The sequence below is a fragment of the Bradyrhizobium sp. CB82 genome, assembly GCF_029714405.1.
Classification (GTDB): Bacteria; Pseudomonadota; Alphaproteobacteria; order Rhizobiales; family Xanthobacteraceae; genus Bradyrhizobium.
Window position 1 is genome coordinate 2,362,319 of sequence record NZ_CP121650.1, and the last position, 19,149, is coordinate 2,381,467.

At 64.5% G+C, this 19,149-nt stretch carries 15 protein-coding genes and 1 pseudogene; 6 read left to right on the plus strand and 10 right to left on the minus strand.

The annotated features are described in order from the left end of the window. Positions 1-10 precede the first annotated feature (10 nt). Both QA640_RS11410 and QA640_RS11415 read right to left on the minus strand, forming a co-directional pair. Positions 11-1,360 carry a malonyl-CoA decarboxylase gene (locus QA640_RS11410; RefSeq protein ID WP_283040735.1) on the minus strand — a complete coding sequence of 450 codons (1,350 nt, stop codon included), beginning with the start codon at positions 1,358-1,360 and terminating at the stop codon, positions 11-13. Positions 1,361-1,630: 270 nt separating this feature from the next. Then, entirely contained in the window at positions 1,631-2,428 is a 798-nt protein-coding gene (locus tag QA640_RS11415) for a helix-turn-helix transcriptional regulator (protein WP_283040736.1), read from the minus strand. A gap of 62 nt (positions 2,429-2,490) precedes the next feature. Here QA640_RS11415 and QA640_RS11420 point away from each other — a divergent pair, with 62 nt between their 5' ends. Both QA640_RS11420 and QA640_RS11425 read left to right on the plus strand, forming a co-directional pair. Further along, the gene (locus QA640_RS11420) at positions 2,491-3,669 is read left to right on the plus strand and encodes an MFS transporter (RefSeq protein WP_283040737.1); all 1,179 of its coding nucleotides are present in this window, start codon (positions 2,491-2,493) and stop codon (positions 3,667-3,669) included. Positions 3,670-3,779: 110 nt separating this feature from the next. Beyond that, complete coding sequence (locus QA640_RS11425; RefSeq protein WP_283040738.1) at positions 3,780-6,041, plus strand: cation:proton antiporter; 2,262 nt, start codon at positions 3,780-3,782, stop codon at positions 6,039-6,041. Here the strand turns inward: QA640_RS11425 and QA640_RS11430 are convergent. The 4 genes from QA640_RS11430 to QA640_RS11445 form a co-directional block, all read right to left on the minus strand. After that, positions 6,038-9,199, minus strand: coding sequence for a multidrug efflux RND transporter permease subunit (locus tag QA640_RS11430; RefSeq protein WP_283040739.1), 3,162 nt, complete (start codon positions 9,197-9,199; stop codon positions 6,038-6,040). The two genes, QA640_RS11425 and QA640_RS11430, sit on opposite strands and share 4 nt — an antisense overlap. A gap of 13 nt (positions 9,200-9,212) precedes the next feature. Further along, positions 9,213-10,406: an efflux RND transporter periplasmic adaptor subunit gene (locus QA640_RS11435; protein WP_283040740.1), complete on the minus strand. Its 1,194-nt coding sequence runs from the start codon at positions 10,404-10,406 to the stop codon at positions 9,213-9,215. 335 nt (positions 10,407-10,741) lie between these two features. Continuing rightward, positions 10,742-12,238 carry an NAD(P)/FAD-dependent oxidoreductase gene (locus QA640_RS11440; protein ID WP_283042768.1) on the minus strand — a complete coding sequence of 499 codons (1,497 nt, stop codon included), beginning with the start codon at positions 12,236-12,238 and terminating at the stop codon, positions 10,742-10,744. A 137-nt stretch (positions 12,239-12,375) separates the two neighbouring features. After that, positions 12,376-12,825: a cupin domain-containing protein gene (locus tag QA640_RS11445; RefSeq protein WP_283040741.1), complete on the minus strand. Its 450-nt coding sequence runs from the start codon at positions 12,823-12,825 to the stop codon at positions 12,376-12,378. Positions 12,826-12,999: 174 nt separating this feature from the next. On the opposite strand from QA640_RS11445, the gene QA640_RS11450 reads away from it, so the two are divergent. Continuing rightward, complete coding sequence (locus tag QA640_RS11450) at positions 13,000-14,025, plus strand: AraC family transcriptional regulator (protein WP_283040742.1); 1,026 nt, start codon at positions 13,000-13,002, stop codon at positions 14,023-14,025. Positions 14,026-14,043: 18 nt separating this feature from the next. On the opposite strand, the gene QA640_RS11455 is transcribed toward QA640_RS11450, so the two are convergent. Then, positions 14,044-14,424, minus strand: a complete 381-nt coding sequence (locus QA640_RS11455; protein WP_283042769.1) for a tautomerase family protein — start codon at positions 14,422-14,424, stop codon at positions 14,044-14,046. 120 nt (positions 14,425-14,544) lie between these two features. On the opposite strand from QA640_RS11455, the gene QA640_RS11460 reads away from it, so the two are divergent. After that, entirely contained in the window at positions 14,545-15,144 is a 600-nt protein-coding gene (locus tag QA640_RS11460; protein WP_283040743.1) for a TetR/AcrR family transcriptional regulator, read from the plus strand. A gap of 98 nt (positions 15,145-15,242) precedes the next feature. Continuing rightward, on the plus strand, positions 15,243-16,754 hold the full coding sequence (locus tag QA640_RS11465) for an ATP-binding protein (protein WP_283040744.1): 1,512 nt from the start codon (positions 15,243-15,245) through the stop codon (positions 16,752-16,754). 24 nt (positions 16,755-16,778) lie between these two features. Here the strand turns inward: QA640_RS11465 and QA640_RS11470 are convergent, their stop codons facing one another. Together QA640_RS11470 and QA640_RS11475 are read right to left on the minus strand one after the other, a co-directional pair. Further along, a complete protein-coding gene (locus QA640_RS11470) occupies positions 16,779-16,949 on the minus strand; it encodes a hypothetical protein (protein ID WP_283043149.1) in 171 nt (56 codons plus the stop codon). A gap of 33 nt (positions 16,950-16,982) precedes the next feature. Next, a pseudogene (locus tag QA640_RS11475) lies at positions 16,983-17,258 on the minus strand (hybrid sensor histidine kinase/response regulator); the annotation flags it as partial. A 418-nt stretch (positions 17,259-17,676) separates the two neighbouring features. Here QA640_RS11475 and QA640_RS11480 point away from each other — a divergent pair. Then, positions 17,677-18,810 carry an HlyD family secretion protein gene (locus QA640_RS11480; protein ID WP_283042770.1) on the plus strand — a complete coding sequence of 378 codons (1,134 nt, stop codon included), beginning with the start codon at positions 17,677-17,679 and terminating at the stop codon, positions 18,808-18,810. Here the strand turns inward: QA640_RS11480 and QA640_RS11485 are convergent. Next, a complete protein-coding gene (locus QA640_RS11485; protein ID WP_283040745.1) occupies positions 18,799-19,149 on the minus strand; it encodes a hypothetical protein in 351 nt (116 codons plus the stop codon). The two genes, QA640_RS11480 and QA640_RS11485, sit on opposite strands and share 12 nt — an antisense overlap.

A 19,149-nucleotide genomic window follows, 5' to 3' on the forward strand; every position in this document is an offset into this window, starting at 1 on the left:
TGCATGTCCCTCACGACAGCCGCATATCCAGCAGCCGCCGCTCGCCCTTGAGCAACTTCTTCACGGCGCTCGACGCGACGACCGTGCCGTCGTTGGCATAGGTCTCGTGGTTCTTCTCGATGTCGTCGAGGCGGTAGAGATAGTTGACCATGACGCCGGCGGACTCGCGCAGGCCCTTGGGCGAGAGGTCTCCCAGCCAGTTGATGCGCTCGAGCCGGGCGCCGTTGCCGAGATGGAAGCGGGCGACGGAATCGATCAGCCGGCCCTTCGGCGTGCGCGCTTTCAGGAAATAATAGGCGGCGAGCGGCTCGATCACGCTGCGCAACTGTGCGGTCAGCTCCGCATTCTCGAACCATTTCGGCTCCTCGAGATGCTTCAGCACCTCGCGATCCTCGTCGGACAACGGCAGGTCCTTGTCCTGCTTCAGCCACGGCACGAAGCCCGGCACCGGCGACAGCGTCACGAAGGTGTCGAGCTTGGGCAGTTCGCGCCGCAGCTCCTCGACGACCTGCTTGATCAGAAAGCTGCCGAACGAAATGCCGCCTAAGCCCCGCTGGGTGTTCGAGATCGAGTAGAACACGGCGGTGCGCGCGCGTTCGATCGGCACCGGCTCGCGGTCGACCGCGAGCAACGGCGCGATCGCGCCGGGGATCGTCTCGGTCAGCGCGACCTCGACGAAGATGAGGGGCTCGTCGACCAGCGCCGGATGGAAGAAGGCGTAGCAGCGGCGGTCGACCGGATCGATGCGGCGGCGTAAATCGTCCCAGTCGCTGATCTCGTGCACGGCCTCGTAGCGGATGATCTTTTCGAGGATGTTGGCCGGTGTCGACCAGTCGATCCTGCGCAGCACGAGAAACCCCCTGTTGAACCACGAACTCAAGAGATGCACGACGTCGCGATCGAGCGCGGCAAGATCGGTGTGCCCGTTCATCATGCCGAGCAGGTCGGCACGCATGGCGACGAGATCGCCGGTGCCACCGGGCGCGCGGTTGAGGCGGCGGATCAGTTCCTGCCGTCGCGGCTCCGAGGCGAAATGCAAGTCGCTGGCGTCCTCGTCGCTCGGCTGGGTGCGCCATTTCTCGACCGTCTGGGCAAGCTTCTCGCGATCGGGGCCGAAATCGCGCACCAGCGCCGCGAAAAAGGCGCGGCGTCCCGCCGCATCGAGATCCTGATAGTGATCGAGCACCTCGCGCGCCATCGCGGTGCCCGAGGCCTCGCCCCGGCCGGACAGTAGCGCCTCGCAGAGCTCGATCAGGCCGTCGGCGTCCTGTTTTGTGTCCGAGGCGTCACCGCGGCGAAGCAGCGTACGGCCGCGCTCGGAGATCGTGGCGAGCAGATCGGAGAAAAAGGCGTTGGCCATCTGGGCTTTTCGAATCTGGTTTGTGCGGTGCGGAAGCTTACACGGGATTTAGGCGAAAGCCGATCACAATCAAGCGCGGGAATTCGGCATCTTAAGCTGTGTCATGCGCGCCAAGAAAGCTGTCATGAGTGCTGTCACGCCCCGCCACCCGGTCTCGCCTCCGGCGAGCCCGATGACAGGCTCCGCCGGGCGTCCAGTATGCCCTGCCTCTCCGTATTTGTGGCCACCTCTGGAATACCCTTCGCGGGCAATGAGACTGAAAATTGGGGCTTACCCCTTTCCCGCAAACTCCGTCGGCGTCCGGCCCGTGACCTGGCGGAAGGCAGCGGAGAAGGCGGGCACGCTGGCATAGCCGAGCTGGGCGGCGAGCTGCTTGATCGAGACATTGGCATCTGTCGATAGTCTTTCGATTGCGGCTGCGATGCGGGCGCGCTGGCACCAGCTCTTGAAGCTCAGCTGCGTCTCGGAGGAGAACAGCCGCGACAGCGTGCGCGCGGAGGTTCCGACCTCGTGCGCGAGCGCCTCGATCTCGTAGTTCCCGGTCGGATCGTCCAGCACGATCAGCGCTGCGCGCCGGCAGCGCGGCTCCCGCGGCAGCGGCACGAAGGTCGCGGAATCTTCGGCCTGGTGCAGTTCCAGCATCACCAGGCGAACCAGAAGCTCGGTGCGCTCGGGCGTATTGCGAGAATCAAAGAGCGCCAGGATCGCCTGGTGCAGGAGCGGCGACACCCGCACCACGAACTCCTTGGCGAGCCCCTTGGCGCGCTGCTCGCGCTTCAGCCAGGGCAGGTCGAAATACAGCGTGCGCATCTCGATGTCGGCGAGCACGTCGATGGCGTGTTCGAGATGGGCCGGCACCCAGACCGCGCGGTCCGGCGGCACCAGCCAGCGCCCCTTCGGCGTCGTCACCTGCATCGTGCCTTTCGCGGCATAGACGAGCTGGGCCTCGCGGTGCATGTGCGGGTCGAGGCGCAAGCCCTTGGGATAGTCGCGCGCGACGAGGTGTACGCCCGCGGTCGAGTGGCGGTTTCCGCGCACTACCTTGATTGGCGTTTCGACGACAGTCATTGGCGGCATCCCGTTGTGACCCCGACCTATAACCCATTTCGGAGCAAGAGAGGATTCGTCGTATGAACAGCCCCGGCCGGGTGATCGGTTTCGTCAACGCCGCGCATTTCATCGATCACTATGCGATGCTGATTTTCGCCGCCGCCGTGATCATCATGGGGCCGGCGCTCGGCATGGCCTATTCCGAACTGCTGCCTTACGCGACGCCAGGCTTCATCGCCTTCGGCGCGGGATCGCTGCTCACCGGCTGGCTCGGGGATCGCTGGAGCCGCCGCCACATGATGGTGATCTTCTTCATCGGCATCGGCGCCTCGATGGTCTCGGTCGGCTTCGTGCAGACGCCGGCGCAACTCGGCGCGGCACTGCTCGCGATCGGCATCTTCGCCTCGATCTATCATCCGGTCGGCACCGCGATGATCGTGTCCTATGCGGACAGGCTCGGCCGCGAGATGGGGCTGAACGGCGTCTGGGGCAATCTCGGCGTTGCGTCGTCTGCACTGGTCACCGGCGTGATCGGGCAATATCTCGGCTGGCGTTTTGCCTTCATCGTTCCAGGCGCCGTTACGATGCTGATCGGCATCGCCTTCGCGATGACCGTCGCGCATGAGGACCGCAAGGGCAGCAAGCAAGCGGCGGCGCAGGCGCGCGTCGCCAAACACGACATGTGGCGCGTGGTCCTTGCTCTGCTGATCGTGGTGATCGCGATCTCGACGACGTTCAATGCCGTCACTGTCGCGCTGCCAAAGCTGTTCGCGGAGCGGCTCGCCGATCTCACCAAGAGCCCGGCGCTGTTGGGGGGCATCGCGGCCTGCGTCTACGTGTTCGGCGCGATGACGCAATACACGATCGGCCGGCTGCTCGACCATTACTCGCTGAAGACGGTGGCGCTGCCGCTGTCCTTCATGCTGGCGCCATTTCTGTATCTCGCGGCGAGCCTGTCCAACCTGCCGCTGATCGTGGTCTCGATCGGCATCGTCATGGGCGCGTTCGGTCAGGTCACGGTAAACGACGCCATGGTCGGCAAATACACCACCGAGGAATGGCGCTCGCGCGCCTATGCGGTGCGCTATTTCGTCGGCTTCACCGCGGCCGGCGCCTCGGTCGGCCTGGTCGCCTGGCTTTACGAGCAGGGCGGCTTCGTCACCATGCTGCGTGCCTTCGCCGCGCTCTGTCTGCTGGCGATCGCAGCCGCGATCATCCTGCCCCGCGAAATCAGGACGCCAGCGGCACAGCCGGGCTGAGGGTGCCGCTTGCCTCCCACGGGAGGCGGGAACTCGCTCCGCTTCTCGCGGGTTCTACCTCCAGCCGCCGGCACCGTGCCGGATCAGCCAGACGGGGGAAAGATAGCTGCATGCAGTGGTGCCTGCTCCGACCGGTCAGCCTGGTCCCCGCGGCGCTTGCCCTAACGACCATTGCGGCCAGTGCCGAGGGCGGCAAATCCACCGGTCCGTCCGAATTCCTCCTGGTCGCGCAGATTGTGCTCCTGATCGCCGTGGGCCGCGGTCTGGGTGAGATCATGCAGCGCATCGGGCAACCCTCCGTAATCGGCGAACTGCTTGCCGGCATCCTGCTCGGGCCGTCGATCTTCGGCTGGATCTGGCCGGAAGCGCAACAAGCCGTCTTCCCGAAGACCCCCGAGCAGAAGGCGATGATCGACGGCATCGCCCAGTTCGGCATCTTGCTCCTGTTGCTGCTGACCGGCATGGAAACCGATCTCAAGCTGGTTCGGAGGATCGGCAAGGCGGCGATTGCAATCTCGATTGCCGGTATCGTCGTTCCCTTCGCTTGCGGCTTCGCGCTCGGTGAATTTCTGCCCGATGCACTTCTGCCCAATCCGCAGCAGCGTCTGGTGGCCTCATTGTTCATGGGCACGGCTCTGTCGATCTCGTCGGTGAAGATCGTCGCGGTTGTCGTGCGCGAGATGAACTTCATGCGCCGCAATGTCGGGCAGATCATCGTGGCGACCGCCATCATCGACGATACCATCGGCTGGATCGTCATCGCGGTCATCTTCAGCCTCGCTTCGCAGGGCACGCTTGATGTCGCATCCGTCGCCAAGGCCGTGCTGGGTACGCTGATCTTCCTCGCCGTCAGCTTCACCATCGGCCGGCGCATGGTTTCCCTGCTTATCCGCTGGGCCAACGATACCCTCGTCAGCACCGCGCCGGTCATTACCGTCATTCTGCTGTTGATGGGCGCGATGGCACTGCTCACGCATCTGATCGGCGTGCACACGGTGCTCGGCGCCTTCGTCGCCGGCATTCTGGTCGGCGAATCCCCGATTCTGACCCGGCAGATCGACGAGCGTCTCCGCGGCCTGATATCGAGCTTCTTCATGCCCGTGTTCTTCGGGCTCGCCGGTCTGAGCGCCGATCTCTCCGTGCTCCGCGATCCCCATCTCCTGATGCTCACCGGCCTGCTCGTCGTGATCGCGAGCGTCGGCAAGTTCGGCGGTGCATTCGTCGGCGGCACCATGGGCGGTCTGAACTACCGGGAATCGCTGGCGCTCGCCAGCGGGATGAATGCGCGCGGCTCGACCGAGGTCATCATCGCGACGATCGGCCTCTCCATCGGCGTACTCAGCCAGACCCTGTTCACAATGATCGTGACGATGGCGATCGTGACCACAATGGCGATGCCGCCGATGCTGCGTGCGGTGCTCGTCGGGCTGCCGATGAACATGGAAGAGAAGGAAAGGCTGGAGCGCGAGGAGTTCGAGACGCGCGGCTTCGTCGCCAATCTCGAGCGGCCCTTGCTAACGGTGGACGAGAGCGTCAATGCGACCTTCGCGGCCCATATTGCAGGCCTGATCGTCGGTATGCGCGGCTTGCCGATCACTGTGCTGCGCGTCGGCCGGCTTGCGAAGGAACAGGAGGGGGGACGGGACGAAGAGGTGAGCCACGAAGCCGTGGTGAAGAGGGCGGCCGAAATGGTGTCGGGTCACGAAGAGGCCGGCGGCGTCGATATCGTCACCCGGACCAGACGAGCGGAGCTCGGCGAGGCGATCGCCAGTGAAGCGCGGAAAGGCTTCGATCTCCTGGTCATGGGCATCGAAAGGGTTACCGCGATCAATGATCGTTTCGACGGGCGGGTCGAGGAGATCGCTGCCGCGTTCGATGGGCCGCTCGCGATCGTCGCGGCCAAGGGAAGCCATTTGAAACAGCCCATGCCCGAGAGGCTCAACATCCTCGTGCCGGTCTCGGGCAGCGGCGTTTCCAAACGCGGAGCCGAGGTCGCGGTCGCTCTGGCGCAGGCTGGATCAGGCTCACTCCGCGTAATCTATGTGGCGACGACGCGGGACAAGGGCGCGCAGCGCGGCGCCTCCCGCGGCCTGATCCAGGAGGAGGGCATTCTCAAGGACACCAGCGATCTCGCCGCCCGCTATGACGTCGACATTACCACGACACTGCGCATGAACAGGGCGCCCGAGGCGGCGATCCTGCGTGAGATCGACACCACCGATGTCGATCTCGTGGTCATGGGTGTCGACCGCATCCAGGCCGATCACCTCTCCTTCGGCGGTGTCGCCGATGCCGTCCTCAGGCAGTCGAAGGTATCGGTCCTGCTGGTGTCGAGCGGCGAGGCGCATCGGACGCCCGTAGAGAAAGCTTAGGACTTCACCTCCGCGGTTGCCGGCGGGGCCGGCGATACCTTCTTCTTCGACGCGCGCCAGTTCTCAAAACGCTGTACCACCACGAAGAAGGCGGGCACGAACAGCACCGCGAGACAGGTCGAGGCGAGCATGCCTGAGAACACGGTGATGCCGATCGACTTGCGCGCGCTGGCGCCGGCGCCGGTTGCGAGCACCAAGGGCACGACGCCGAGGATGAAGGCGAACGACGTCATCAGGATCGGCCGGAAGCGGGCGCGTGCTGCTTCGATCGCGGACTCCATCAGCGGCTTGCCGTCGCGGACGTGCAGCTCCAGGCCGACCTCGACGATCAGGATCGCGTTCTTCGCCGATAGCGCGATCAGGAGGATCAGGCCGATCTGGCAATAGAGGTTGTTGTCGATCTTAAGGCCATTGAGCACCAGCATCGGTCCGATCAGCGACAGCGGCACCGCGAGGATCACCGAGATCGGTGCGTACCAGCTCTCGTACTGGCCGGCCAGCACGAGATAGACCAGCAGCATGGCGAGGCCGAACACCCAGTAAATCTGATTGGAGACGGCCTTCTCCTGATAGGACATCGCGGTCCATTCATAGCCGGTGCCTGATGGCAGCGTCTTGTCCGCGATCTCTTCCATCAATTGCAGGGACTCGCCGGAGGAATAGCCCTGCGCCGGCAGGCCGACGATGGTCGAAGAGGGATAGAGATTGTAGAGGCTGATCAGCGACGGACCCGTGGCCGGCGTGACCTTCGCTACGGTGCCGATCGGGATCATATCGCCGTTCGAGTTGCGCACCTGCATGTTGGCGATGTCGCGCTCGGTGACGCGGAACGCCGGATCGGCCTGGGTATAGACCTGGAATACACGGCCGAACTTGTTGAACTGGTTGACGTAGGACGAGCCGAGATAGGTCGATAGCGCCGAGAATACCTGGTCCGTTGTCACGTGCAGCGTCTGGGTCTTGACGCGATCGATCTCGACATTGAATTGCGGCACGGATGAGCGGAACGATGAGGAGACGCGCTGCAGCGCGCTCTGGCTTTGGGCGTTGCCGACCATCGCGCCGGTGATTGCCTGGAGCTTTGCAAAATCGCTGTTGCCGTCGCGCAGCTCGACCTGCATCGAGAAGCCGGCCGCGTTGCCGATGCCCTGGATTGGCGGCGGTGGCAGCACCAGCGTGCGCGCTTCCATCAGGGTCGCAAGCCTGTCGTTCAGCCCGTATACCAGCGAGCGCAGATCCTCGCCTTTGCCGCGCGCCCCCCAGTCCTTCAGGATGATGTAGGCGACGCCGGCATTCGCAAGGCTCGCGCTGTTGTCGAGCGCGGAGATGCCGGCAATGGTGATGACCTGCTGGACACCCGGCGTGTCCTTGATGAGTTCGCTGGCCTTGTCGAGCACGCTCTGGGTTCGCTCGAGCGCCGCGCCGTCGGGCAGTTGCACGGCGGCGATCAGATAGCCCTGATCCTCGATCGGCAGGAAGCCGGTCGGCACGCGTGACAGGCCGTAGCCGCCGATGCCGATAAGGACCAGCGCGACCGCAACCGAGATGGCGCTGTTCCTGACCAGCGCGCCGATCAGCCGCGTATAGCCCCGCTCGACGCGGTTATAGACGGCGTTGAAGCCGCGGTAGAAGAAGTTGCGCCGCTCCGGCGGTACCGCCGGCCGCAGCCACAGCGCGCACTGCGTCGGCTTCAGCGTCGCCGCGTTGATGGCGCTGAGCAGCGCGGTCGCGGCGATCACCAGCGCGAATTGGGAATAAATGCGACCCGTGAGGCCGGCGAGGAACGACGCCGGCAGGAACACGGAGATCAGCACCAAGGTGATGCCGACGATCGGCGCGAACAGCTGGTCCATCGCCCGGATCGCGGCGTCGTGACCGTTCATGCCCTGCTCGATGTTGTGGGCGGCGCCCTCCACCACGACGATCGCGTCGTCGACCACGATGCCAATCGCGAGCACGATCGCAAACAGCGTCGACATGTTGATGGTGAAGCCGAGCGCGGCCATCGCGGCGAACGCGCCGATGATGGTCACCGGCACGGTCGTCGCCGGCACCAGCATCGCGCGCCAGTCCTGCAGGAACACGAGGATCACGACCAGAACCAGGAGGCCGGCCTCGATCAGGGTCATGTAGACCTCGTGGACAGAGGCCTGCACGAATTTGGTGGTGTCGAACGGCGTGTCGTATTTGATGCCTTGCGGGAAGGCCTTTGCGAGCTCCGCCATCTTCTTCTCGACGGCCTGCTCGACCTGAAGCGCGTTGGCGCCGGGCGACTGAAACACGCCGATGCCGGTGGCGGGCTGCTTGTTGAGCGAGAAGATCTGGCTGTAGGTCTGCGCTCCCAGTTCGACCCAGCCGACGTCGCGTACGCGCGTGACGTCACCGCTGGTGCCCGATTTGACGATGATGTTCTCGAACTGGGTGGTGTCGTCGAGTCGGCCGTTGACGTTCAGCGTATATTGGAACGCCTGTCCAGGCGGCGTCGGCGGCGCACCGACCTGGCCGGCCGAGACCTGCTGGCTCTGCTGCTGGATCGCCGTGATGACGTCCGACGGCATCAGTCCGCGGACCTGGAGCTGGTTCGGGTCGAGCCACACCCGCATCGAATACTGGCCAGCCCCGAACACCGTGACGTTGCCGACGCCGGGCAGGCGGGAGAGCTCGTCGCGGATGTTGATGGTGGCGTAGTTGCTCAAATACAAGCTGTCGAACCGCGAGTCCGGCGAGGTCAGCGTCACGAACAGCAAGATCGCGGTCGATTTCTTCTGGACAGTGACGCCCTGGTTCTGCACGGCCTGCGGCAGTTGTGCGAGCGCGCTGGAAACGCGGTTCTGCACCAGCACCTGCGCGAAGTTCAGGTCGACGCCGATCTTGAACGTCACGGTCAGCGTGTAGGTGCCGTCGGAGCCGCTGTAGGACTGCATGTAGAGCATGTCCTCGACGCCGTTGACCTGCTGCTCGATCGGCAGCGCCACGGTGTCGATCACAGTCTTGGCGCTGGCGCCGGGATAGCGGGTGGTGACCTGCACGGTCGGCGGCACCACGTCGGGATATTGCGCGATCGCGAGATTGAACAGCGCGACGCCGCCGATCAGGATCATCAGGAGCGCGATGACGTTCGAGAGGACCGGTCGCTCGATGAAGAATTTTGAGATCATGGCCGGCGGGCTCCTACTTGGCAGACGCCTGCGATTGCTCGATCTTCGTCAGTTGGGGGTCGATCTTCTGGCCCGGGATCACCCGCAGCAGCCCTGCGATCACGATACGGTCGTCCGGCTTCAGCCCGCTTTCGATCACGCGTAGCCCGTTGTCGACGGCACCGATCTGCACCTTGCGCTGCTCGACGGTGTTGTCGCTATTGACGACCAGCAGATAGCGGCCGCCCTGATCGCTGCCGAGCGCGGTGTCGGGGACGAGGAGCGCGTTCTTGTCCTGGTCGAAGGGCACGCGGACGCGGACGAAATAGCCGGGCAGCAGCACGCGCTTGTCGTTGGGCACGAGGCCGCGAACCGCGAGCGTGCCGGTCGAAGAATTGAGGGTGGGCGAGACGTAGTCTAGCTGGCCCTCATGCGGATAGCCGCTCTCGGTCTGGAGCCCGATCTCGATCGGGAACTGCTTGAGATCCGTCGGTGTCAGCCCGCGCCGCAACGCTTCGGCACGGATGCGCAGCACGTCCTGCTCGTTGACCGTGAAGTTCACATAGATCGGGTCCATCGCGACGATGGTCGCGAGCTGGGTCGGCGACGCCACGCCGACAAGCTCGCCGACCGAGACCAGATGCGCGCTGACCATGCCGTCGAACGGCGCCGAGACTTTGGTGTAGCCGTAATTGATCTCGGCAAGTCGGGTGTTGGCCTGCGCCTGCTGAAGAGTCGCCTGTGCGTTGTCGCGGGTGGAGGTAGAGGTATCGAGCGTTGACTGCGACACCGCCTGCCGCTGCACCAGCTCGGTCTGCCGCTTGAAATCGGCTTCTGCCTGTTTGACCGTGGCCTGCGCGCCGACTTCCGCCGCCTGCGCCTGCTCGAGCTTCAGCTTGTAGGTCTCGGGCTCGATCGTGAAGAGCTGGGTGCCCTCCTTGACGAAGGTGCCGTCCTGGTAGTCGATCGTCTGCAAAAAGCCCTGCACGCGGGCGACGAGGTCGACGCTCTTGATCGGCGCAGTGTTGCCGGTGGCCTCGACATAGCGCGTCACCGCGCGCTGCACGGGCACTGCGACATCCACCTTGGGCGGCGGCGGCGGCGCGTAGACGTTCTTCTGCTCGCAGCCCCCAAGCGCGACGACGGCCGTCATCGCAGCGAGGAGCCGCCCGATCTGTCCGGGCCGTTGTTCGTGCCGTACGGGACAAGCGAGATTCGCGCGCGTCATTGCGGTGGTTCCCGTCTGTTGTATGCCTGCGGCAAGCCGCCTTGCAATTTGATAGCAACAAACGGGGAGCCGTGGAACACCATAGCCATGGCGCCTGATGGTCTTGCACTGCGAAGAGCGGCGCGGCCTGTGACAGTTTTGTCTGTGATTCTGACAAATCCGCTTTTCACGGGGCGCATGATCGGCCGCTTGACGGACGGCTATCAGCCGGACCGCCGAGGCGCGCATCGCTCTAAAGGGGTGGCAGAGCCCTGGCGGCATTCGCGAGCGGGTCGCTCGCGGCGCAGGCGGCGGCCGTCATCCGATCGAGTTGCGCCGATCCGAACGGTTGCAACTCAAGCCGCCGCTGCGCGATAGTCCGGCGCCGACGCCAAAAATTTCGCATAGGCATCCGCATCCGGCGGCAGGAAGCGCTCTGCAAGCCCGTTCCGCTTCTGCTTCTTCGCGCCGATATCGGCGATCAGCTCGTCGAAATGCCGATAGTGGTAGGGCGCCACGCACAGCCCGCCATAGACCCCGGCTGCCGGGCGCTCGACGCGCTTGAAGCGCAGCATCATCTCGATGTTGTCGTGCATCTGTTGCGCCGTCGGCTGGTTCGCGAGCTGCCTGTCGGCGTAGCGCACCAGCCAGTTGGCGGCAAGATCGGCGCAGAGCACGGTGCAGAACGATGAGTTGAAGCCGACAAAACCCATGTCGGGCAAATCAGGATTGGCGATCAGGCGATAGAGCCGGTATTGGCCGTCGGCGTCGACCAGCTTTGACTGATAGGACTCAGGCAGGAACGGCACGCCGAGCTTATAGCCGATCGCGAGCACGGCGATATCGGCCTGAATGCGCTCGCCGCCGCTCGTCACGATGGTATTGCCCTCGTAGTGATCGAAGGTACCGAACACGGCCTTGATGCGTCCGTCCGCGACCATCGGGTAAAAGCCCGGTGTTGCAATCGGCACCGAGCAGTTGACGCCGTCCTCGATGCGCTCCTTCGGCACCATCTTGCATTGCTTCAGCTTGAGCTGCGCCTTGAGCAGGCTCTCCAGCCCGCGCCAGTTCGCCCACACCAAGGGCGCCGTGACGCGATGCGCGAGGCGCGCCAGCGCGCTTGCGCCCCAGCCCGGAAACATCTGCTCCTGGGCGCGGATGTAGAGGATACGCTTGAAGTTCACGAGCCCGCCGATGAAATAGGGGATGCGCCACACTGGCTCGCGAAACACGATCGTGACCTCGCGCGCGCCGGCTTTCACCGCGTTCACCGCGATGTCTGTCGCCGATTTCGAACCGCCGAGCACCACGACGCGGCGGCCCTTCGCGATCGAGGGATCGTTGTATTTGGAGGAATGCAGGATCTGGCCGCCCTGCGCCTTGAACGTCTCTTCACCTGGACAGCGCAGCTCGCGCGGTTCGTTGAACTGACCGGTGCAGACGGCAACGAAATCGAAATTCTCCTTCGTCGTTGCGCCGATCTGGTCCGATAGCGCGAGCGTCCAGCCGGGCTTGCCGTCGACGCGCCGCTCCATGCCTGCGACCTTCGTGTTGAGGCGCAGCATGCGGTTGAGACCGAAGCTTTTGGCGTAGTCGTTGAGATAGGCGTGCACCTGCGGTCCCGTGGGCCATTCCGGATAGGCCTCCGGCATGGCGCGGTCGGTGTAGCGATAGAGATCCTTCGGACTTTGCGTCTGCACCTCCGGATAGGAGCGTGCCGGCTCCCAGACGCCGCCGAGGTCGGCGCTACGCTCGGTGATGGTGACCTTGTGACCGCGGGTGGAGAAGGCTTTTGCGGCGGCGAGGCCGGAGACGCCGGCGCCGATCACGCAGACATGCTTGGGGCTGACCATCTTGGGGCTGACCATCTTGGGGTTGACCATGGGTTTGCTCGCACTGGGTGGTGTTTTGGGCGCAGCAGGTCCCGTTCGGCCGCGAAGTGCGGCCGCTGGGCTTGCGACGGGACTAGAGAACGAGGAGGCGGTGTCGGCTAGTCGTTGGCCTCGGGCGGCAAGAAGTCCACCTCGTGCTGTGCCGAGATGCGCACCACCTCGGCGGGGTCGGTCAGGTTGTGCAGCATGTTGAACAACGCTTCCAGCTTCTGCGTCGGCGAGACCCAGAACAGCGCGCGCGTCGGCTTGTCGGACTTGTTGAAATAGCCGTGCGGGATGCCGCGCGGCATGCGCACGAGGTCGCCGGCTTTCGCCCTCACCCATTGGCCGTCGAGCTTGAGATCGAGCACGCCCTCCTGCACCAGGATGAACTCGTCCTGGGTGGGATGGATGTGCACCGGTACGAACTGGCCCGGCTCGCTGTTGGTCTCGAATGCGAACGTGGAGCCGCAGATGGCCTTGGGGAAATAGAGCTGCCCCAAGATGTTCCAACTCTTGCCGCCAAAACCCGTGCCGCTTGCAGTAATGCCTTTTTCGAGTGCAGTCATGGCTTCCTCCGTCAATAGACCGGCGGGAACGAGCATCCGGCCGGACGGAGAAGCTGTCTATCCGCTAAACGAATCTGCTGCCCTGCAGCACGACGTTTTTGGGAAGCAGGTCTTTTCGGGATCGCCAAACTCTTATAGGCTTAAAACAATTCCTAGTGCCAAGCGTGATCGACGATGTCCGCAGCCGAGCTGGAAATGGGCGCGTCCCGGTCCGGAGCCGAAAGGCTCGCGGCCTTTGCCCGCGTTGCGACCGCCGACGTCGACGAAGCGGCCGACCAGATCGGACGCATCTTCTGCCCGCATCAACTGCAGCCACTTCAGGCAAGGGCGCCCGGCTTCTATGCCCGGCACAACTGCGCGGCCTTTGACGGTTTTTCCATCAACTTCGTCGCCTATGGCGGTTCGGTCACGATCGACCCCGGGTACCTCGAGCGCTTCTTCCTCGTGCAGATTCCGCTTCAAGGATCGTCGCGTATTCGTGCCGGTGCGCGCGATCTCGAGACCTTCCCCGGCTCGACCGCGTCGCTCCTGTCGCCGACGATGCCGATCCAGATGGTGTGGGAGGATTGCGCGCAACTCATCCTGTTGCTCGACCGTCGCCTGGTCGAGCAGCGTGCCGCCGCGCTGTCGGGGCGTGCTGCCGGCATGGTGGAGTTCGATCCGGCGATCGATCTCAATGCCGAGGCAGCGCGTGGCCTCTGGGCCAGGCTTGGCGAGCTGATGACGCTTGCCGAACGCCTGGGGCCGGCCGGCAGGCTTTCGGCAATCGCCATCGCCAACTGGCGCGAGACGCTGCTCGATCTTCTCCTCAATGGCCAGCAACACGGCCTGTCCGACGCCATCCGCACATTTTCAGGGCAGGCCGAACGGCTGCCGCGCGCGCTCCGCGTTGCGCGCGATTGCCTTGCGGCCAAGGCGACCGAGCCCCTCGACCTCGCGGGGCTCGCTTGTGCCTCCGGCATCGGCATCCGCGCGCTTCAGCTCGGCTTCCGCCGGCATTTCGGCCTGTCGATTTCCGAGATGCTGCTCGACATGCGCCTTGCCGCTCTCAACGCGCGGCTGTCGCAGGTCGCCCCGGACTCGTCGATCACCGACATCGCTTTCGATCTCGGCTTCACGCATCTGAGCCGCATGGCAGGGGCGTATCGCGAGAAATTCGGCGAGACGCCCTCGGCGACACTCAGGCGCCGGCTGAGCTGACGCGGGCAGCGCGCCACCTCACGCGAATTGCGCGAGGCCGTGGCCAACGGACCAATTTTCCTTCGCCGCCTCGAGCACGTTCACGAACACGTTCTCCGCAGCAATGCCGGGGCTTTCACCGAGCAACTCGGCGGTCCGCCTGAACAGCGCCTTCTTCTGCTCCGCCGTGCGGGTGTTGAACACGGTGATCTGTATGTAGACGACATCGTCGCTGCGGGGGATGCCAAAGCAGGCAGCGCCGTACCGGAAATTCGTCGGCTCATGCTCCGTGATGGTCATGAACTGGTCGTCCTCGGGCACGCCGAGCGCTTCGCGCATCGCGCGGTAAAGGCTGTCGAAGATCGCCTGCCGGTAGGCGTCCGGCTTTCCCTTGCGCAGCGAAATATGAATGAGCGGCACGGTGCGATCCTCCTTGACGGAATCGGTGGTCGATCCCATTAGGTTTTTGACGCGGTGTCCAGAATTAAGGCCATGTTCTTGACGCCGTGTCAAATACTTTCCAAAGGGAGGGATGAGCACATGAGGCCGCGCGAGTTCGATCACGACGACCTGCTGCGCGTCGCATTTGATCAATTCTGGCGAAAGGGGGTGCGTGGAACGTCGCTCTCGGACATCGCGCGCGATGCAGGTGTCCAGCGCGGCAGCCTCTACAACGCCTTCGGCAGCAAGGAGGCGCTGTTTCTCGCAGCCTATCGTCGCTATGCTGGCGACTATCTCTCTTCCATTCAGAAGGTGCTCGGCTCGGGACCTCTGCGAAAGCGCCTGACCGCGTTTTTCGATCTGACGATCAAGAACTTCCGGTCCGGCTCGCCGCCCCGGGGATGTCCGACCACGCGGGGGCTGATGGAGCTCGCATCGGACGAAGGCGAAGGGCTGGACGAGGATGCGCGGCGGGCATTTGCGGAGCTGGTGTTCCGCATCACCGGTCTCGTTCAGGACGCCTTGTCGGCGGGCGCTGTCCGAGGTGAGTTCAACGGAGCCCCCGAGGCTGCGGCATTACACATCGTGACCGTGACGCGCGGACTGGCGGTGCTCGAACGCGCCTTCGGTGACGAGGCCCAGCTCCGCAAGATTGCCGCGCACACGGTCGATCTCGTTCTCAACGAGAGGCGCCGCTAGCATGTTAGTTCCTTTGAACACCGAGCGGTCGGCGCTCGACGGCTTGCCATCAGCTTGATAAGCCCCTCCTCCGCGAAGGAAGGGCTTTGAGTCGAGACATGACCGTTGCGATCGAGATGGGGCACACCACGGCAGGCGCCCCGGCGACCCTGGACCTCGAGGAACTGCTGGCGACTCGCCTTCTGGTGCAGGGCAATTCGGGCTCCGGCAAGTCCCATCTCTTGCGCCGGCTCCTGGAGCAGAGCGCGCCCTGGGTGCAGCAGGCGATTCTCGATCCCGAGGGCGACTTCGTCACGCTGGCCGAGCAGTTCGGCCACCTCGTGATCGAGGCAGAGGATCACACCGAGCGGGGCCTCCAGGTCGCCGGCGAGCGCGCACGCATCCATCGCGTCTCCACCGTGCTCAATCTCGAGGGATTGGACGCGGAGAATCAGATGCGCCGTGCGGCCGCCTTCCTCGGCGGGCTGTTCGAGATCGAGCGCGACCACTGGTACCCGATGCTTGTGGTGGTGGATGAGGCGCAACTTTTCGCGCCGGCGGTCGCAGGCGAAGTCTCGGACGAGGCGCGAAAGCTCTCGCTCGGCGCCATGACCAACCTGATGTGCCGCGGCCGCAAGCGCGGCCTTGCCGGCGTCATCGCAACCCAGCGGCTGGCAAAGCTCGCCAAGAACGTCGCGGCCGAAGCCTCCAATTTCCTGATGGGCCGCACCTTCCTCGACATCGACATGGCGCGCGCCGCCGATCTGCTCGGCATGGAGCGGCGACAGGCCGACGCGTTCCGCGACCTGGAGCGTGGGCAGTTCATGGCGCTCGGCCCGGCACTCTCCCGCCGTCCCCTCGGCCTGCGCATCGGCGCGACCGAGACGAAGCCCCGCAACGCGACCCCGCGTCTTCTGCCGCTGCCGGAAGCGACGTTGGAGGACGCGCGCGCCATCATCCTCGCCGCCCCGCCGTCCGAGGCGAACAGGCCACAGCGCCGGCCGGCGCCGGACCTGCTCGGCCAGCTCATGGCGGCAAAGTCGGCGGCGCCCGAGATCCGTCCTGAACCGGTGGAGCAGCAGCCGAGCGCGGAGGTGCTCGCGGAGCGGCGCGAGCGCCTGGACCGCATCCTGCGCGCCATTCTGGCCGAGCCCGATGCCGGCTTCCGCGCGATCGGCGTGCTCTATCAGGAGTTCGTGGTCCGCTGCCGCATCGAAGGTCTCGGTTCGGCCGCGCCGGACTTGAGTGAATTCCGCCGTATGCTGGCGCGTGCCCGCGCCGGCCTTGCGACCGATATGGCGGAGGACGACGCCTGGCAGGACGTGTCGCTCCGCGCCTCGATCCTGCCGGAGGACATGCAGGGCGTCTTCATGATGATCGCCCGCGCCGCCAAGGAGGGCTGGCCGTGCCCGGGCGATGCCGCAATCGCCCGCGCCTATGGCTCGCACTCGCTGCGCCGTGCACAGCGTCTTCTCACCTACATCGAGGAGCAGGGCCTGATCGTCTGCCAGCTCGACGGCACCGGGCGGAGAATCGTGACGCTGGTCGAACTCGCCTGGGCGACCGCACCGGGCGACCCCAACGCCGACGAGCTGCCCGCCGAGCAGGTTTGCAGCAGCGCGTCGCTGTGATGCGATGATCGGAGCGGCCCGTCACTATGGCTTGCCTGCATCCGACGTCCATTGCGCATGGCAGCCGCGGCGGCCGTTGCCTTCGCAGACAAAATGGCAGGCCTCATCTATCGCGCAGCCGAGATAGAACCACACGAAATACGATGCGATCACGATGAAGGCGACCCACAGCGTGGCTTTGGTTTGCCGATCCATCTCTCGGTCCCGCGTGCGCCGTGGCGCCGAGCCGTCCTCGGATGCCCGCGTGCGCAGAAAGCGATCGCGCTCCACCGCGACGGAATAGGGCGTGGGATCGGATCGCCGATGGAATCGACCGCCGTGTCCAGGCAGCGGCGCAGCATGCGCGCCAGCTCGACCTTAGCCTGAGGTGAAGACGACCCGCAAGGACGGCCGCGAGGCCGCCATCTGTTCGGCGAGCTGCCGTCCGTTCACGCCGCCGGCCAACACGGTGTCGGTGAATAGCCGGTCGAATTGCGCACCTTCGGCTGCGATCGCGAGCGCCTCGGCAACTTCAAGCCGGAGAGGTCGACATCTGATCTGATCTTCGGTTCGGGAGCCGTAATCTTCCGGTTTTGACATGACGTAACCTAGTGTGGTGAAAGCTAGACACGCTTCTTTTGGTTGCGAACACGAGTCTGCGGCGGCGAATCCTGATTTTCGGCTAATTCGAATTGCTCAGGGCTTCAAGACGCAGAGTTCATCCCAACGCTGGGCCAAGTGGCGACTGGTCTGCGTTCGCTGGGGCAGTCGACCAAAGCCCATTGGAGATCCAGTCGTGGTTCGCTTGCATGTCGAACGTTTCATTCGCAGCCGGATTGTTCGTCGAGCCCTCGCGCTCGGGATCATCGCTCTGGGTGGATGGTCCCTGTTGCCGTATGTGGCCTACCGAATCGCTCCCTCCGCCTTTGTCAATGCCGAGCTCATGCGAGTGACCGCACCGTTTGCAGGCCAGCTCTCGCCTGATCTTCCGCGCAAGGGTGAGTATTTTCCGCGCACGCGATCGGTGCCGCTGGTCGATGCGCGCTCGCCGGATCGCCGGCACCTGATGGACCTCGATCAGCAGCTTGCCGTGTCCACCAAACGTGCCGAGCTCGCGCGTCGGCAGCTGGAGGAAATCGCCGAGCTCGATCGCAAGCTCGGCGAGCGCAGCGAGGACTATCGTTTGGGGGCGGTAGCACGCCTTAGCCACGAGATCGGAGAAACAGAGGCTGAAAGAGGCGGCTGTCTCGCCGAAGCGCGGCAGCGGAACGAGGTCGCCGGCCGGATGGACAGGCTTGTCAAGCTCGGCATCAGTTCGCAGATACGCTCCGCCGAGGCTCAGGCCTCGCAGGAGGCAACCGTGACGCGGTGCCAGATGGCCGATGAACGCCTGCAGCGGCTGAAGACTGAACTTGGGGCGGCCGAGAAGGGCCTTTATCTTCGTGGCGATGCCAATGACGTTCCCTATTCTCAACAGCAGCGCGAGCGGCTCGTTCTCCGCCGTCAGGAGCTCGAGACGGACCTGTTGCAAAACAGCTCGCGTTCCGCGCAGCTGGCTGCCGAAATCGCCGAGGAGCGCGCCCGACTTGCTCGTCTCGATCACTACGATCTGTCCCTGCCGGCAGCTCACGTGGTCTGGTCGGTTGCGGCCAGCCCTGGCTCGATGGTCACGGAAGGGCAACCGGTCCTCGATTTTGCGGATTGCGGACGCCGATTCATCGTCGTCGAACTGCCCGAGCGCGATTTCGAGAAGATCAAGGCTGGAGATGCGGCCACCGTCCGCCTGATTGGCAGCCAAGAGTGGAAGACCGGTCAGGTCCGGCAAGTCCGCGGATCGGCGGCGTACGCTGATGATCGGCTGCTCGCGGCTCGGGTGCCGCGGCCCGATCCGGGGAATATCACCGTTGAGATATCGCTTCCGGCTGATGAGACGCCGGCCGACCGCAGCGGCTCCTGCGATATCGGACGGTTAGCTGAGGTGCGCTTCGAGCGCAGAGCCAATGGCCTGCTTCGATTGGTGAGCTCGAGGTTGCGATGGCTGACCGCTCGCCTGGAACTCGACCAGTCATTCCTGTGAGCGAGAAATTCCGTGCAGGCCACGACTCTGCCTCTCTTTCAGCTGTTCGCGCCGATGCTGTGCATCTTCGCGGCGATGTACCTGTTGGCGCCGACTTTTCCGGTCGATCGCCTTTGGGCCCGGGTCGCGATCTTCTCCACGGTTTGGCTTGTCGTAGCTCGCTATCTCGAATGGCGTATCTTCACCACGGTGCTGCCGGCAACCGGGACTTGGTACCAGGTCTGCTGGATCTGGTTCTGCCTGTTCGTTGAGCTTCTGACCTTCGCAGATCAGTTTATTCTCTATCTGATTTTCCTTCGCAGGACCGATCGCCGCAGCGAAGCGGATCAGCACGAGCAT

Bases quoted from the DNA above. Each gene is read 5' to 3' on its own strand.
- QA640_RS11410 (WP_283040735.1), bottom strand. From the start codon at position 1,360: ATGGCCAACGCCTTTTTCTCCGATCTGCTCGCCACGATCTCCGAGCGC.
- QA640_RS11415 (WP_283040736.1), bottom strand. From the start codon at position 2,428: ATGACTGTCGTCGAAACGCCAATCAAGGTAGTGCGCGGAAACCGCCAC.
- QA640_RS11420 (WP_283040737.1), top strand. From the start codon at position 2,491: ATGAACAGCCCCGGCCGGGTGATCGGTTTCGTCAACGCCGCGCATTTC.
- QA640_RS11425 (WP_283040738.1), top strand. From the start codon at position 3,780: ATGCAGTGGTGCCTGCTCCGACCGGTCAGCCTGGTCCCCGCGGCGCTT.
- QA640_RS11430 (WP_283040739.1), bottom strand. From the start codon at position 9,199: ATGATCTCAAAATTCTTCATCGAGCGACCGGTCCTCTCGAACGTCATC.
- QA640_RS11435 (WP_283040740.1), bottom strand. From the start codon at position 10,406: ATGACGCGCGCGAATCTCGCTTGTCCCGTACGGCACGAACAACGGCCC.
- QA640_RS11440 (WP_283042768.1), bottom strand. From the start codon at position 12,238: ATGGTCAGCCCCAAGCATGTCTGCGTGATCGGCGCCGGCGTCTCCGGC.
- QA640_RS11445 (WP_283040741.1), bottom strand. From the start codon at position 12,825: ATGACTGCACTCGAAAAAGGCATTACTGCAAGCGGCACGGGTTTTGGC.
- QA640_RS11450 (WP_283040742.1), top strand. From the start codon at position 13,000: ATGTCCGCAGCCGAGCTGGAAATGGGCGCGTCCCGGTCCGGAGCCGAA.
- QA640_RS11460 (WP_283040743.1), top strand. From the start codon at position 14,545: ATGAGGCCGCGCGAGTTCGATCACGACGACCTGCTGCGCGTCGCATTT.
- QA640_RS11465 (WP_283040744.1), top strand. From the start codon at position 15,243: ATGACCGTTGCGATCGAGATGGGGCACACCACGGCAGGCGCCCCGGCG.
- QA640_RS11470 (WP_283043149.1), bottom strand. From the start codon at position 16,949: ATGGATCGGCAAACCAAAGCCACGCTGTGGGTCGCCTTCATCGTGATC.
- QA640_RS11480 (WP_283042770.1), top strand. From the start codon at position 17,677: ATGCGAGTGACCGCACCGTTTGCAGGCCAGCTCTCGCCTGATCTTCCG.
- QA640_RS11485 (WP_283040745.1), bottom strand. From the start codon at position 19,149: ATGCTCGTGCTGATCCGCTTCGCTGCGGCGATCGGTCCTGCGAAGGAA.